Source organism: Rubricoccus marinus, assembly GCF_002257665.1.
In the GTDB taxonomy this organism is placed as follows: Bacteria; Bacteroidota; Rhodothermia; order Rhodothermales; family Rubricoccaceae; genus Rubricoccus; species Rubricoccus marinus.
Genome location: NZ_MQWB01000001.1, coordinates 2,341,492 through 2,356,126, shown reverse-complemented (window position 1 = coordinate 2,356,126; position 14,635 = coordinate 2,341,492). Strand labels below are relative to the sequence as shown.

Genomic DNA, 14,635 nt, shown 5'->3' with positions numbered 1-14,635 from the left:
GCGAACACGGAGGTGGGACAGGCCAGAGACTACCACCGCGCCTCTGGCGCCAGAGGCCGTCGATTGCACGCCTGACCCATGTCCACCGTCCGTCCGAGCCTCCGGCACCGCGCACTCAATCACTGGCTTTCGCCCGGCGTCCTCGCGGGCGTCCGCCCAGGCCTCTGGCGCCGCCTGCGCACCACGCACGGCGTTGATGCGCGGTACTGGCCTCGCGCGGTCGTAACGGGACTCGCCGCGCGGGAGTCCGACAAATGGGCCGAACGCCAGAGGCGTGCCGCCGGCGATCTCTCTGACATCCGCGTCGAGGCGCCCGTGTTCGTGCTCGGCCACTACAGATCGGGTACGACGCGGCTGCACAATCTCCTCGCGCGCGATCCGCTGTTCCACGCGCCGACGCTGTTGGAGGCCACTAACCCCTGGACGTTCGCCGTCGCCGAGCGCACGTTGCGCCAGAGGCTTCGTGCGGTTCTACCGCCCACGCGCGTGTTCGACGCCGTCGAGGTCTCGCCCGACATGCCGATGGAGGACGAGTTCGCCATCTGCGCGCTCTCCGGCTGTAGCCACCTCCTGCGCTACGCCTTCCCTCGCAATTGGGACGCGCTGGAGCGCTTTCTCACGCTCGACGAGGCCTCTGGCGCCGAGGTCGACGCGTGGCGCGGCGCGATGCTCCAGTTCACGCGGCTGCTCACGCGCCAGAGGCGGAAGCGGCTCGTGCTCAAGTCGCCGCCGCACACGGCCAAGATTCCGCACCTCCTCGCGCTGTTCCCCGACGCGCGGTTCGTGTTCGTCCACCGGCACCCGCTGGATGTTTTCGCGTCTATGCGCCGTCTTATCGGCATCACGCTGCCTGCGGCCACGTTCCACGCCTCTGGCGCGCCGGACATGGAGCGCGCCGTCGTCGGCACGTTCCGCGAGACCATGCACGCCTACCTCGACGCCCGCACGTCCATCCCGGACGGGCACTTGGTGGAAGTCGCGTACGACGACCTGACCGCGTCGCCTCTGGCGACCTTGGACCACGTGTACCGCGCGCTCGGTCTCGGCACGCCGCCGCCTCTGGCGCCAGAGGCTCCGTTCACACCTGCGCCGCAGACTATGCTGGACCACGCGCTACGCCAGAGGCTTGGCCGCGCCTGGGGCGACGCGTTCGACGCGTGGGGCTACAAGGTGTGAGCGAAAGGGAAGTGGCGAAAGGCCGTTCGCCTCTGGCGCCAGGCGCCTCTGTGCCGCTCCCTTACTCCTCCGCCCGCAGCACGTCCAGCGGGGGCTTCGCGAGAGCCGACCGGCTGCCGAGCACGCCGACAGCGCCGACGAGAACCGGCACCAGCACGGCGGTCGCGAGCAGCCACCAGGCATTGGGTTGGAACGGGATCTTGAACGAGTACGTCGCGAGCGCCCACGCCGAGGCGACGGCCAGGACCCCGCCGACGAGCGCGGCGAGAAAGCCCAGCCCCGCGTACTCCGCGACGACGATGCGGCGCACTTGCGACCGACTCGCGCCGAGCGTGCGGAGCAAAACGGCCTCTCGCGTGCGCCGCGAGAGCGCGACCCGGACGGCGCTGCCGAGCACGGCCAGGCCTGTGGCCACGGCGAAAAACGCCAGGAAGCGCAGCGCGAACGCGATCTGCCCGAGCACCTTCTGGACCAACGCGAGCACCTGCCGCACGTCCACCGCCGAGACGTTGGGGAACGCCTCCACCACACGGCCCTGGATGCGCGCCGAGGCCTGGGGCGAGCCCGTCTGGGTCAGCAGGACCGTCGTCTGCGGGGCCTCCGCCAGAGGCCCCTCGGGGAAGACGGCGAAAAAGTTGGGCTGCACCTGCGCCCAGTCGATCTCGCGCAGGCTCGTCACCTCGCTCTCGATCGGCACGCCCGAGATGTCCCACACGATCCGCGAGCCCAGCCCGACGCCGAGGTCGCCCGCCACGTCCTGGTCCATCGAGACTGGAACGATCTCGGCCTCTGGCGGGACGCTCCCCTCGAACGTGCCCGCGGTGACGACCTCGGTATCGGTGAGCGCGCTGCGGTAGGTGGAGCGGTATTCGCGCGAGATCGCCCAGCGCTCCGGGCTGCCGTCGGTCGTATCGGCGCGGAGCGTGTCGGTCGGAATCCCGTCGATGGACTGAATGCGCATCGTCACGATAGGCACCTCGGTAAGAATCGGGACGCTCTCGCTCGCGAGGATCGAGCGCAGGCTGTCGGCCTGGTCTGGCTGCACGTCGAAAAAGACCACGTCCGGGTTCTCGCCTTCGGTCGGGAGGCGGAGGCTGTCCAAGATGGAGCTCTGCGTGAGGCCGAGCGTGAGGATGAGGAAAACGCCCAGCCCGAGCGAGAGCAGCAGCACGAGGGTCTGGTTGTTGGGCGCGTGGAGGTTGGCGATGCCCTGCCGCCACACGTATGGCATCGACGGCCGCGCGAAGCCTCTGGCGAGGCGCCGCACGAGAGCCGCCATCGCCGCCAGGAGCCCGAACGCCGCGCCCATACCGCCGAGGAAGCCGAGCGCGATGCGCCAGTCCCGCGTCTGCACAAACACGAAGCCGTACGCTGCGCCGATGAGCAAAAGCGCGAGCAACACCTGGAGCGGGTCGACGCCTCTGGCGCTCACGTCGGAGCGGAGCGCGCGCAGCGGCGGAACGCGCCGGACCCCCGCCAGAGGCAGGAGTGCAAAGAGGACGGACGCCACGACACCCACGCCCAGCCCTTCGAGCAGCGCCAGAGGCACGACTTCGTTGCTGACCGTCACGGGCAGAAACGCGCCCAGCGCCAGCGGCAGGAGCCGTTGCACGCCCAGCCCGAGAACCACGCCCAGAACAGCGCCGACGAGCCCCAGCGCGACGGCCTGCGCGGCGTACACGCCCAGCACGCGCCACGAACTCAGACCGAGGCACCGGAGCGTCGCTACGGTCTCGGCCTTTTCGCGGGCGTAGACGCCCATCGCGCTCGCCACGCCCAGCCCGCCGAGAAGCAGCGCGACCACGCCGACAAGCGAGAGGTACCGCGCGAGGTCGGCGGTCCCTTCGGTCCACTCCGCCTGCTCGTCCTTCGCCTTCTCCACGCGGTAGCCTCTGGCGTCGAGGATCGTCGCGAGGCGGTGCATCGGGCGCATGCCGTCCACGCGGAAGTACGCCGTGCTGCGCACGCGCGAGCCCAGGCTGAGCAACGTCGAGTCCAGCGAGGCGCGGGGGAGGTAGAGTTGCGGACCCACGAGGGCGCCCACATCGCTTTGCCCCGGCACGCGGTCTACGCGCCCCACGATGGCGTAGGTCACGCCGCCAACGGCGACGGAGTCACCGATCTCGGCGTCCATCTGGAGCAGCATCGACGCGTCGGCGAGCGCGCCGCCAGAGGCTTGCCACTGCTCCACGGCGTCCTCGGGGAACGCGTCGACGGTTCCGTAGAGCGGGTACGGGCCGTCCATCGCGCGGATCTGCGAGAACCGGGTCCGGCCGGACTTCGGGAAGCGCGCCATGCTCGGGAACGAGGTCTCGCGCACGAGCGCGGCGTCGAACGCGGTGGCCACGGAGTCCAAGAGCGCGTCGTCCTTCGCGCGGAACGGTGCGCCGCGGCGCGCTTGCACGTCGGCGCCGAAGACCTCGATGGTCTGCTCCTCGACGGCTCGGCGGAGGTTCTCGCCAAACGAGCGGAGCGCGACAAGCGCGGCCACGCCCATCGCCATCGCGGACACGTACAGCACCAGGCGCCGCCGCATCCCGCGGCTGTCGCGCCACGCCAGAGGCAGGATCTTCATCGGGTAGCCTCTGGCGTGGTGGTCTCGGCCTGGCGTGGGGTTGGCGTCTCGGCCTCTGGCGCCCCCGGGTCGGCGTCGGTGGCTGGCGCGTCGCGGGTGTACTCCACCTGACCGCCGCGGAGGCGGATCTCGCGGCTGCACCGAGCGGCGAGCTCCAGGTCGTGCGTGACGACGACGAGCGCGGTCCCGGCCTCGCGGTTGAGGTCGAACAAGAGGTCCTCCACGCGGGCGCCTGTGGCCTCGTCGAGGTTGCCGGTCGGCTCGTCGGCAAAGAGGAGGGCCGGCTGGCCCGCGAAGGCGCGCGCGACGGCCACGCGCTGCTGCTCGCCGCCCGAAAGCTGCGTCGGGTAGTGGTCGGTCCGGTCTCCCAGCCCGACGCGCTCCAGCAGGTCCCTCGCGACGCCTCTGGCGCCAGAGGCCCCCTTGAGCTCGAGCGGGACGGCGACGTTGTCCAGCGCCGTCAGCGTCTGAAGCAGGCGGAAGCTCTGAAACACGAAGCCGACGTGCTGCGCGCGGAGGCGGGCGCGGGCGTCTTCGCTAAGCGGGCCGAGGTCGGTCCCGGCGAGGGTCACACTGCCGCGCGAGGGCCGGTCCAGCCCAGCAGCAAGGCCGAGAAGAGTAGTCTTGCCACTCCCAGACGGGCCGACAATGGCGAGCGTGTCGCCCGGCGCCACGTCGAAGCTCACGCCATTGAGGACGGTCAGTGGGCGCCCGCCGCTGTCAAACGTCTTCGCGAGGTCGCGGACGGAAAGGGCGGGATGCGGTCGGTCTACTGCCATACGGGCCTCAGGAGTGGCCTCTGGCGCCAGAGGCTGTGCGTGGAAAGGCCCGTACCCGCCCTGGGGCGGCGCGGATTCCTACGAGGGCGGGAAGCCCGGGTGAAGGAGCCGTCGCGTGTCCCTGAAGGAGCGCTACGTATGTCTCGCCAGCGGCACGGAAGACGTGCGACCTGGGAGCTACGTCGTCTGCCTGCACGTTCAACGCTCGGCTGACCCGGCCCAGTTCACCATCGCAGGGAGATCTCCCCGCACGCCCGCCAGAGGCCTCTGGCGGGTCAGCCGCCGAAGTGCAGCGCGAGCGCGCGCTCCAACTCCTCGCCTCTGGCGCCCGCGCCCTCGGCCAGGATCACGCCGTCCGGCCCCACGAGAATGGCACTGGGGTAGCCGACGAACTCGAAGCGCGCCTGGAGCGCCTCGCGCGTTTCCCAGTCGCCCTCGGTGACGAGGCCGTGGAGCCACGGCATGGGAAAGCCCTTGCTCTGGAATCGCGCGACGCTCTCGGGCGTGTCGAACACGGCGATGCTCACGATCTCAAAGCCGCTGGCGGCGTAGCGCTCGTGCAACTCGTGGAGCTTGGGCATCTCGCGGACGCACGGCATGCACCAGCTCCCCCAGAAATCGAGGAGGTAAGTGATGCCGGCCACGTCGCTAGAGGCCACGGTCGCCGTCGTGTCGGGAAGGGCGGGGAGGGAGAACGTGGGGACGGGCTCGCCGGGGCGGACGGCGCGCGTGTCGGCCCACGAGCGGCGGATGACCTCAGCCTCTCGCGAGTCTGGGAAGTCCCGGACTAAGAGATCGTAGGTGGCGCGGGCGGCTTCTTCGTCCCGCTCTCGGTCGAACTCGAACAAGCGCTGTAGCGCCCGCTGGCGCACGTTCGGGTCCGGGTACTCCATCGCGAGGTAGCGGACGTAGGCGTGGAAGCTCTCGCTCGGACCGCTCTCGTCCCAATGGCCCAACTCGCGCGCCGCGTACGCGATCAGGTTGCCAACACCGGGACCTGAGAGCCCCTCGAAGCTCCACAACGGCGACGATGCCGGGACGCGCTCGATGAACATCGCGGCTTGGGCGGAGTCCTTGTGCACCTTGTCGAACGCCGTGAGCGCGTACCCCTCCCGCAGGAGTGGATGGGCCTCTGGCGTGCGGCCCGCGAGAAAGGTCCGGGCGCGCTCCGACGTGATCGCTTTGTACGCCGTCATGTACTCGGCCCCGAGCGAATCGCGCAGCGCCTCTTTTTCCGCCAGAGGCGCCGCGTTGATGCGGGCCTCCCCGTCAGCCTGCATCGCGAGGAGTTGGGGCGTCTCCACGGGCGTGCGGTGCCACCGCTCGGCCTCGGCGTAGACGTTCATCAGGTCCGCGATGACCGGGAGGCTAGAGGTCGCGGCGAACCCATTTTCCATCGCGAGGTCACCCAGGCGGACCTCAAGGTCGATGCGACTCTCGCCAGAGGCCTCTTGCGCCGCGAGGGGCACCCATTCGCCCCACCCTGGGCCCATGCCGAGACCGTAGAGGTAGGGGCCGGGCAGTGAGATCGTGAAGCGGCCCTCGGCATCGGTCCGCGTCGAATCCAGCACGCCTCTGGCGACGACGCCCGACTCGATCTGGATGCGCTCGTTCGCGCGCGGCACGCCGTCTGGCGTGAGAAGCCGTCCGTGGAGAACGGGCTGGGCCTCTGGCGCCAGCGCGACGAGCAGAGCGAGGACGGGAAGAAGTGCGCGGAACATGGTCCCACAGAGGTGACGTGTCTCTGAACCTACAACGAGGCACGCCAGAGGCTGGCGGCGCGGCTCAGCGCCGAACGGCGCCCGCCGCCGCGCTTCCCACGACGACCGTCAGCACGTCCTCCGCGACGGCGACGACCGGGTCCGGCGTGCCGGTCGCCTCCCCGACGCGGGCTCGCGCGCGCTCCATCACAAACGACGACGCCAGCGCCGCCGCGCTCCCGACCAGCGCACCGCCGATCCGTGAGTGGCCTCTGGCGGCCGCGACCGCCGCGCCCACAAGCGCGCCCGAGCCGATGCGCCCCGCCAGAGGCATCGCGTCCGTCCGCGACGGCGTCATCGGCAGCTTATCGCCGACCATCTCGCCCGCGGCGGCGAACGCGAAGAGGCGCTGCGCCAGAGGCGAGCTGAGCTGACGGGCGGGCGTCTGCCTCTGGCGAGAGCCCAGCGCGGCGGCGGTGAGAGCGGGCGCGGTCATGCTGCGCATCCCAGCAACCCAGCCGAGCGCGGCGGCGGAAAGTGCGGTAGGGGTGTCCATGCGGAAGAGGGAAGAGGGAAGAGGGAAGAGTTGGACCGAGACGCCGCGAAAGGTTCCGAAGCCTCTGGCGCCAGAGGCGAGCCCGGAGAAGCTTTACTCGGAACTCGGAACTCGGAACTCGGAACTCGGAACTCGGAACTCGGAACTCGGAACTCGGCCAGACGGCGTCCCCGCGTCCCTCACCATCCCTCCACTCCGTCTCCCTCCCACGTGTGACACGCCCTGGCACCCCCGGCGAGTAGCTTGGACCGATTCGCCCCTTCGCACACCCGGACCCCGCCAGAGGCGCCCCCCATGCCCGTCGTCGACGTTATCCCGCTCCACGAGACCGCCCGCGAGCGGTACCTCAACTACGCCCTCTCGGTCATCACGAGCCGCGCGCTGCCCGACGTGCGCGACGGCCTGAAACCGGTCCAGCGCCGCATCCTCTACGCGATGGCGACCAACCTCCGGCTCACGCCAGAGGCCCGCTTCCGCAAAAGCGCCACCATCGTCGGTGAGGTGATGGGCAAGTACCACCCCCACGGCGACAGCGCGATCTACGACGCGATGGTCCGCATGGCGCAGAGCTTCGCGCTCCGCGCCCCGCTCGTGGACGGGCAGGGCAACTTCGGCTCGCTCGACGGCGACCCGCCAGCGGCCATGCGCTACACCGAGGCGCGGCTGCAGGCGCTCGGCGCCGACATGACGGCGGAGATCAAGTACGACACCGTCGCCTTCCGGCCGACCTACGACGGCACGCTCTTCGAGCCCGTCGTGCTCCCGGCCCCGGTCCCCAACCTGCTCATCAACGGCGCGACGGGCATCGCCGTCGGCATGGCGACCAACATCCCGCCGCACAACCTCGCGGAGATCGTGGACGCGGCGGTAACGCTGATCAAGAGCCCCAACGCGCGGCTGGAGACGCTCCTCAACCACGTCAAAGGCCCAGACTTCCCGACCGGCGGGCGCATCCTCAACACGCCAGCGGAGATCGCGAAGATCTACGAGACCGGCGAGGGCACGATCGACGTGCGCGGCGAGTACGAGACGGAGGGGAAGGCAAAGGTCATCATCACCTCGATCCCGTACGCGATGACGAAGTCGTCGCTGATCGAGAAGATCGCGGACCACATCCGCCTGGGGAAGGTGCCGCAGATCGTCGACATCCGCGACGAGAGCACCGACGAGGTCCGCATCGTGCTGGAGATCAAGCGCGGCGCGAGCGCGGACGCCGCGATGGCGTACCTCTTTAAGCACACGCCGCTGCAGAGCCGCTTCCACGTCAACCTGACGTGCCTCGTCCCGACGGACAACCCGGAGATCAGCGCGCCCGAAAAACTGGACCTCAAAACGGCGCTCCAGCACTTCCTCGACTTCCGCTTGGACGTCGTCACGCGCCGCTTGAAGCACGAGCTCCGGCAGCTCGAAAAGCGGATCCACATCCTCAAGGGTTTCGTCGTCGTTTTCGACGCGCTCGATGAGGCGATCAAGCTCATCCGCGCGTCCAAAAACAAGGCCGACGCCAGCCAGCGCCTCCGCCACCGCTTCGGCATCGACGAGCTCCAGGCCGACGCCGTGCTGGAGATCAAGCTCTACCGCCTGGCGCGGATGGAGATCAACGCGATCCGCAAGGAACTCGCCGAGAAGGAGGCCCGCGCCGCCGAGATCCGCGCCTTGCTCGCCGACGAATCCGGCCGCTGGCGCATGGTGCGCAAGGAGCTTCTGGCGGCCAAGAAGAAGTACGCCGACGCGCGCCGCAGCACGATCGCCGGGCCGGACGCCGTGATCGAGTACTCGGCCGAGGACTACATCATCGCCGAGGACGTGTACGTGATCGTGACGCGCGAGGGCTGGGTCAAGCGCCAGAGGTCCTACACCGCGCTGGACGCGATCCGTGTCCGCGAGGGCGACACGGTGATGCACGCGCTCGGCGCGAGCACGCGCGCCAGCATCGGCTTCTTTACGAGCGCCGGCCGCTGCTACACCGCCCGCGTGGACGACCTGCCGCAGACGACCGGCTACGGCGACCCCATCCAGAAGTACTTCGACTTCAAGGACAAAGAGCGCGTGATCGGCGTCGTGAGCTTTGACGAGCGGGTGCTCCCGCGCGGCGTGCCCGAGCTTGACGGCGAGGCCGCGCCCGAGCTTTTCCAGGGCGACGGCGCCCCGCCAGAGGACGCCTTTGTCGGCCCCTACGTCGTGGCCGTGAGCACCGACGGCCTGGCCGTCCGCGTGGAAACCGGCGCGTTCGAGGACCCGAGCAACAAGAACGGCCGCGTGTTTATGCGCGTCCGCAAGGGCGAGAGCGTCGTCGGCGCCGAGCTGGCCTCTGGCGACGAGAACGTGTGCCTGGCGAGCAAGCAGGGCCGCGCGCTGATCTTCCCCGTCCGGCAGGTGCCCGTCTTCAAGAGCGCCGCCAAGGGCGTGATCGCCATGCGCCTCGCCGCCAAGGACGACCGTATCCTGGGCGTGGCCGTGAGCGACGCCGCGCGCCGGGGCCTGGAGGTCGAGACCAGCCGGGGCCGCCCCGAGACCGTCCGCACGACGAAGTTCGAGGTGAGCAACCGCGGCAACAAGGGCTCGACGATCATCTCGAAGGGCACGCTCCGCACCGCCGAGCCGGACCCGATCGAACTCCACCTACCAGGCAAGGAGTAACAACGCGGTGGGCGGGCCTCTGGCGCCAGAGGCCTGCTCCGCTACACCCGTGGGTTACGCCAGAGGCGTGTGGGACGGGCTCGTCGCGAGCCACGTTACCCCTTGATCGGCCTGCATCTCGCCTTCGTTGCAGCCCTCGAAGACGATGGTGAAGCCAAGGAACACGAAGACGAGCGCGATGATGCCGCCGATGATGAGCGTGAGCTTGCGAGCAGATGAGCGTTCAGACATGGGTAGAGAAGAAGGGAAGGGCGTTCCAAACGCCACGCGTGCAGACGGGTTCAGGCCGCCAGAGGCTCTGGTGACTGGACGATCTGGCGAGCACCAATCCCCAGGCGTGCGACAAGGCGCTGTTCTTGTCGTCGGAAGTGGCTCAACCGTCGTACGGACAGGGTGAGTGGTTGGCGCGGCGTGGTTGTTGCTGCGTTCTTCGGTAGCGCTTCCACCCCGTCCCATGACTGCTACTGCTACCCCCGTCCGCTCAGCGCCTCGTCCTGAGCTTCCCGTGCGCCTCCAGGCTCGCGTTCTCTCCGGCTTGCGGACCGCTTGCACGGTCTCCGCGCACCTTCTGCGCCGCCTCGACCGCGACTCCGAAGCGCCAGAGGACCCGAGCACGCGCGCCTACGCCTGAGCCTCTGGCGCAGCGCAACCGAGCCCTCTGGCGTGATGCCGCCAGAGGCGCCTATTTCTTGGGCCGCACGATGACGCTCGTGGCACGCGCGAGCGCTGCGATCGTGCCGTCGGGCAGCGTCAGTTCCGCGTCGATGACGACCGAGCGCCCGGCTAGCATCGTCACGCGCGCCTCAATCTCGATGTGCTCCGCCTCTGGCGTGATCGGGGCGAGGTAGGTCAGGTTCATTTGCGTGGTCGCCGAGGGGGGCGCCGCGAGGTAGCTCAGCGGCCCGATCACGTTGTCCATCGCCATCGCGATGGCGCCGCCTTGCATATGGCCCATCGGGTTCTGCCACTGTTCCAAGACAGGAAAGCGGACCTTCATCGACGCCCCGAGGCCGTTCGCATCGCCCCGCTGGAAGTCGAGCGGCTCGGCTTTCATCTCGTGGAACACGGGCGGCGGCAGCTTGAGGCCTTTGGCGCCCATGTCGGCCATGCGGCCGAGCGCGTTGAGAAATTCGGGATCGGTAGGGGCGGCCATTGCGGGATGCGGGATGCGGGATGCGTAAGGCTCCGCGGCGCCCGAAAAGTTCCGACCGCCTCTGGCGCCAGAGGTGGCAAACGCCCGAACCCTTCACGGCCTCTGGCGCGATCCTTCGCGGGTGTCGCCCGTTCTTGGAAGCCGACCCCGAATCTGCCCATGCCCGTCCGCATCACCTCCGTCGAGCCCGGCTCCATCGCCGAGCGCCTGGGACTCGCCTCTGGCGACCAGATCCTGGCCGTCGGCGGCGAGGCCGTCGCGGACGAGTTAGACTTCCGGTTCAAAGCCGCCGAGGAGACCCTCGCGCTCAAGGTGCGCCAGGGCGGAACCATCGCCGAGCACACCGTCGAAAAGGACATCGACGACCCGCTGGGCGTGGACCTTGAGGAGTTCCGCATCAAGACCTGCGGCGACGACTGCGTGTTCTGCTTCGTGGACCAGAACCCGACCGGGCTCCGCGACACGCTGTACTTCCGCGACGGCGATTTCCGGATGTCGTTCCTCTACGGCAACTACATCACCGTCACCAACCTCCGCGAGCGCGACCTCGCGCGGATCGTGGAGCAACGCCTCTCGCCGCTCTACATCTCGGTCCACTGCACGCACACGCCCACGCGCCGCGCGATGATGGGCCACAGGACGCAGAACGACCAGCTGATGGAGAAGCTGCGGTTCCTGGCCGCCAACGACATCGAGCTGCACGCGCAGATCGTCCTCGTCCCTGGCTACAACGACGCTGGGCGGCTGGTGCAGACCATCCTCGAACTGGCGGACCTCCACGAGCACCTGTTCTCGGTCTCCATCGTGCCCGTTGGCATTACCGAGCACCGCCGCGCGCTCATGGACCTCCGCACGGTCTCGCCGCCAGAGGCCCGGCAGCTCGTGCGGCTCGTGCAGCGCTGGCAGGCGCACTTCCGCGAGACGCTGGGCCGCGGATTCGTCTACGTCTCGGATGAGGTGTTCATCTTGGGCGATGAGGACTTCCCGCAAGAGGACGACTACGACGGCTACCCGCTGATGGAGAACGGCGTGGGCATGAGCCGCGATTTCCTCAACGAACTGGAGTTCCAGGCCGAGGACTTCCCCGCCTCGCTCCCCGAGCCCCGCACGCTGACAATCGCGACCGGCACCCTCACCGAGGGCCTCTTGCGCGACCGCGTGGCGCCGGTCTTGGAGCGCGTGGAGAACCTGACGGTCAACGTCGTCGGCTGCGAGAACACGCTGTTCGGCAGCGTGGTGACCGTGAGCGGCCTGCTCAACTTCAAGAGCCTGAAGGCCGGGCTCGGCCCTCTGGCTGAGAGGGGGGAGGTCGGCGATCTCGTGTTGCTCCCGCCCGACGTGGTCAACTTCGAGGGGCTATTCCTGGACAACCGCCCCGGCCAGATGGAGCCGGCTGACCTCTCTCGCGCCCTCGGCGACGTGCCAGTCGACGTGTTCGCCGGCGACTGGAACGCGGTCTTCGACGCGCTCTCCGCGCCAGAGGCGATCGCGGCGTAACGCCAGAGGCCTCTGGCGATGGGATTGCTACTGGATTCCGGTGCAGGAATAGCGGTCGGGGGGTGAGTCCGAGGCGCATCTCAAGAATGTCCAGATGGCCCGAAGGTCGAGCCCATCGAGCTTGCCAGCGTAGCTCGGCATTCCATCTCGATACCCGGCCGCGATATGGCGCGATGGGTAGAGGACTGACGATCTGAAGTATCCTTCGTCTGCCAGCAGGGAGTCGCTGTTTGCGAGAGGCCGCAAAGAGCCAGCCCACGCTCCAAGATCGGGACCAGGTACCGTCAGTGGACTGCTATCCACTTGCGCCTCCAGCAGCGGGGAGACAGCATGGCACGTGGAGCACTGTTGGCGTTCAAAGGTCATGAGACCATAGAGAGCTGGGCTTTCTGCTCGATACCGCCTGTCTTCCACTTGGTCATAGCCTACCCCAGAGAGACTGTCCCCTTCAGGGAAGTACATCGCGAACCAACTCCCGTCTTGAGTAAAACCCTCGGACGAGGTAGGAATCCCGCGGATCACCACGATGGGTTGGCCTCCAGAGTAGGCTCCCGCAAATGTCCGGCTGTACAGGGACAGCGCCGAGGGCAGCAGTTCCTGCCTCTGGTGTAGCGATTGAATCGCGCGCTTGGCTTCTGAATCCTTCAGGCTCCTTGCGCTGTCGATCTGTGGCGCGTCCCACATCCACCGCATCGCTGGAGCGTCCGCAAACAACGAGTCGAGAGGAACGACGGTCACCTCGCTACCGCTCGGACTGCACGCTCCGAGCGTGAAGAGGATCGAAGCGAGAACGAGCCGCATGCCTTGATCTGAGTTCAGGAAGCGCACCCCTCTGGCGCCAGAGGAGACCGGTATTGGAATATGCCTCTGTTCCTGTTCCAAAGAGAGCGGCCATGCGAGAACACACGCGCCAGAGGCCTTAGAGGGGCTGGCGCCGAGAACCGAGAACCGGAACCCCCGCGTTCCCATCTTCCCGCCCGTCGGCTCGGTGAATCCCGGATGGCCCGGCGTTCGTTGGGGACCGCGCACACCTCCTTCGCCCCCGTGCCCGATCCCGTTCTGCCCCCGTTCCCCAGTGACCCGCCTCTGGCGGCCGACGCCTCCACTCCGGTTCGCATGGACCGCCTCGCCCCGAAACGCGCGCCAGAGGCCCTCGTCGATGCGTGGTCATGGGCGCAGCCGATCCGCATGACGGGATGGGTGGAGCGCAACCAGTTCAACCCACTCTTGGCGGCCGGTCTCGTTCTCGTCGGTGGCTTCGTCATCTTCAACATCATCGGTGCCATCGTCGTCGGCGTCGGCATGGTGGGGGACATCATGGAGGGGGGCGAGCTGTCCATGACGCCAGAGGCGCTCCTGACCAACCACGGCGGGCTGCTGTTGGGCGGCAACACGCTCGGGCAATGGCTCGGCTTCACGCTCGTCGCGTGTCTGATGGCGCGGTGGAGCACGCCGGACTGGAAGGAGTTTCTCCGCATCCGCCGGCCCGACGGAGTCGGCTTCTTGCTCGCTGGGGTGGGGTGGGCCGTCTTCTACCCGCTCGTGCTGTGGCTGGGCGAGATGAACACCAAGCTGCCGCTTCCCGAGAGCCTCCGCGAGTTCGACGCCGCGCAGGCCGACATGGTGGAGATGCTGCTCATGGGCACAGATCTGCCCACGTGGTTCCTGTTCATCGCCGTGGCGATCACGCCCGCGATCTGCGAGGAGCTGATCTTCCGCGGCTACCTCCAGCGCCAGGTAGAGCGGAGTCTTGGCATGATGTGGTCCATCGTGCTTGTCGGCGTGGTGTTCGGGCTGTACCACTTGCAACTCACCAAGGCCCTGCCTCTGGCGGCGCTAGGCGTGTACCTCGGCTTCGTGGTGTGGGCAACGGGCAGCGTGTGGACCGGAACCCTCGTGCACCTGCTCAACAACGGCCTCGCCGTGCTCGGCGTCGCCTACGTCCGCTCCCAGCCTGAAATGGACGTCGAAGCGCTCGAAGGCATGGGGCTGCCGTGGTACCTTGCCGCCGCGAGCGCCGTAGCGACGGCCGCCGTCGTCTACTTCATGCTCCAGCGCCGCCGCGCGCTCGTGGGCGAAACCGAGGACGCCCAGCCCGTTCACGTGCCCGATCCCCCCTCTCTTTCTGCCTCTCCCTCCTATGTCTGACGCCGCCCGATACGAAGGCTGGGTTTCCGCCTTCTCCTGCTCCACGGATTTCGAAGCCGATCTCGTCCGCGATCGCCTAGACGAAGCTGGGGTTTCCGCCATCGTGCTCACGCAGCGCGATCACAGCTTCAACCTCAACGTCGGAGACCTCTCGCCGGTGCACGTCATGGTGCCACCGAGCCACGCGGACAAAGCCGCCGAAGTCCTCGGGGAGAACCCGCTGACCGACGCCGAACTGGAGGAGGCCGCGATGAGCGCCGACGTGATGGCGCCCGACGCCCACGATCCCACCTCGGAGGCGCGTTTGGACTCCGGAATTGAGGAGATCAGCCTCGACGTGCCCGACGAGGACCCCGCGGAGGACGAGTAGCCCCTTTGGCGCCAGAGGCGCCGTTCTGCCCCGCCTCTGGC

General features: G+C 68.4%; 12 protein-coding genes. 6 read left to right on the top strand and 6 right to left on the bottom strand.

The annotated features are described in order from the left end of the window. The first annotated feature begins 78 nt into the window (after positions 1-78). Positions 79-1,176 (top strand): sulfotransferase family protein, encoded by a 1,098-nt coding sequence (locus BSZ36_RS09995; RefSeq protein ID WP_094548490.1) that lies wholly within the window; start codon positions 79-81, stop codon positions 1,174-1,176. Between the two features lie 61 nt (positions 1,177-1,237). Here BSZ36_RS09995 and BSZ36_RS09990 read toward each other — a convergent pair whose 3' ends face one another. From BSZ36_RS09990 to BSZ36_RS09975, 4 genes are all read right to left on the bottom strand, one after another. Further along, positions 1,238-3,751, bottom strand: a complete 2,514-nt coding sequence (locus BSZ36_RS09990; protein ID WP_094548488.1) for an ABC transporter permease — start codon at positions 3,749-3,751, stop codon at positions 1,238-1,240. Further along, positions 3,748-4,530 (bottom strand): ABC transporter ATP-binding protein, encoded by a 783-nt coding sequence (locus tag BSZ36_RS09985; RefSeq protein ID WP_094548486.1) that lies wholly within the window; start codon positions 4,528-4,530, stop codon positions 3,748-3,750. Before BSZ36_RS09985 ends, BSZ36_RS09990 begins: the two co-directional genes overlap by 4 nt. A 275-nt stretch (positions 4,531-4,805) precedes the next feature. Next, entirely contained in the window at positions 4,806-6,251 is a 1,446-nt protein-coding gene (locus BSZ36_RS09980; protein WP_094548484.1) for a redoxin domain-containing protein, read from the bottom strand. 64 nt (positions 6,252-6,315) lie between these two features. Continuing rightward, on the bottom strand, positions 6,316-6,786 hold the full coding sequence (locus BSZ36_RS09975) for a DUF4126 family protein (protein WP_094548482.1): 471 nt from the start codon (positions 6,784-6,786) through the stop codon (positions 6,316-6,318). Between the two features lie 243 nt (positions 6,787-7,029). Here BSZ36_RS09975 and BSZ36_RS09970 point away from each other — a divergent pair, with 243 nt between their 5' ends. Continuing rightward, positions 7,030-9,426 (top strand): DNA gyrase/topoisomerase IV subunit A, encoded by a 2,397-nt coding sequence (locus BSZ36_RS09970; protein ID WP_218827633.1) that lies wholly within the window; start codon positions 7,030-7,032, stop codon positions 9,424-9,426. Positions 9,427-9,480: 54 nt separating this feature from the next. On the opposite strand, the gene BSZ36_RS19395 is transcribed toward BSZ36_RS09970, so the two are convergent. Next, positions 9,481-9,657 carry a hypothetical protein gene (locus BSZ36_RS19395; RefSeq protein ID WP_179271121.1) on the bottom strand — a complete coding sequence of 59 codons (177 nt, stop codon included), beginning with the start codon at positions 9,655-9,657 and terminating at the stop codon, positions 9,481-9,483. A 223-nt stretch (positions 9,658-9,880) separates the two neighbouring features. Between BSZ36_RS19395 and BSZ36_RS19390 the strand changes: the two genes are divergently transcribed. Then, the gene (locus tag BSZ36_RS19390) at positions 9,881-10,057 is read left to right on the top strand and encodes a hypothetical protein (protein WP_179271120.1); all 177 of its coding nucleotides are present in this window, start codon (positions 9,881-9,883) and stop codon (positions 10,055-10,057) included. A gap of 51 nt (positions 10,058-10,108) precedes the next feature. Here BSZ36_RS19390 and BSZ36_RS09965 read toward each other — a convergent pair whose 3' ends face one another. Continuing rightward, positions 10,109-10,579 (bottom strand): PaaI family thioesterase, encoded by a 471-nt coding sequence (locus tag BSZ36_RS09965; protein WP_094551275.1) that lies wholly within the window; start codon positions 10,577-10,579, stop codon positions 10,109-10,111. A 159-nt stretch (positions 10,580-10,738) separates the two neighbouring features. Between BSZ36_RS09965 and BSZ36_RS09960 the strand changes: the two genes are divergently transcribed. From BSZ36_RS09960 to BSZ36_RS09950, 3 genes are all read left to right on the top strand, one after another. Further along, positions 10,739-12,076: a DUF512 domain-containing protein gene (locus tag BSZ36_RS09960; RefSeq protein ID WP_143536841.1), complete on the top strand. Its 1,338-nt coding sequence runs from the start codon at positions 10,739-10,741 to the stop codon at positions 12,074-12,076. Positions 12,077-13,120: 1,044 nt separating this feature from the next. After that, positions 13,121-14,224: a CPBP family intramembrane glutamic endopeptidase gene (locus BSZ36_RS09955; RefSeq protein ID WP_179271119.1), complete on the top strand. Its 1,104-nt coding sequence runs from the start codon at positions 13,121-13,123 to the stop codon at positions 14,222-14,224. Continuing rightward, entirely contained in the window at positions 14,217-14,594 is a 378-nt protein-coding gene (locus BSZ36_RS09950) for a putative signal transducing protein (RefSeq protein WP_094548474.1), read from the top strand. The genes BSZ36_RS09955 and BSZ36_RS09950 overlap by 8 nt, the downstream gene beginning before the upstream one ends. Positions 14,595-14,635: the final 41 nt, after the last annotated feature.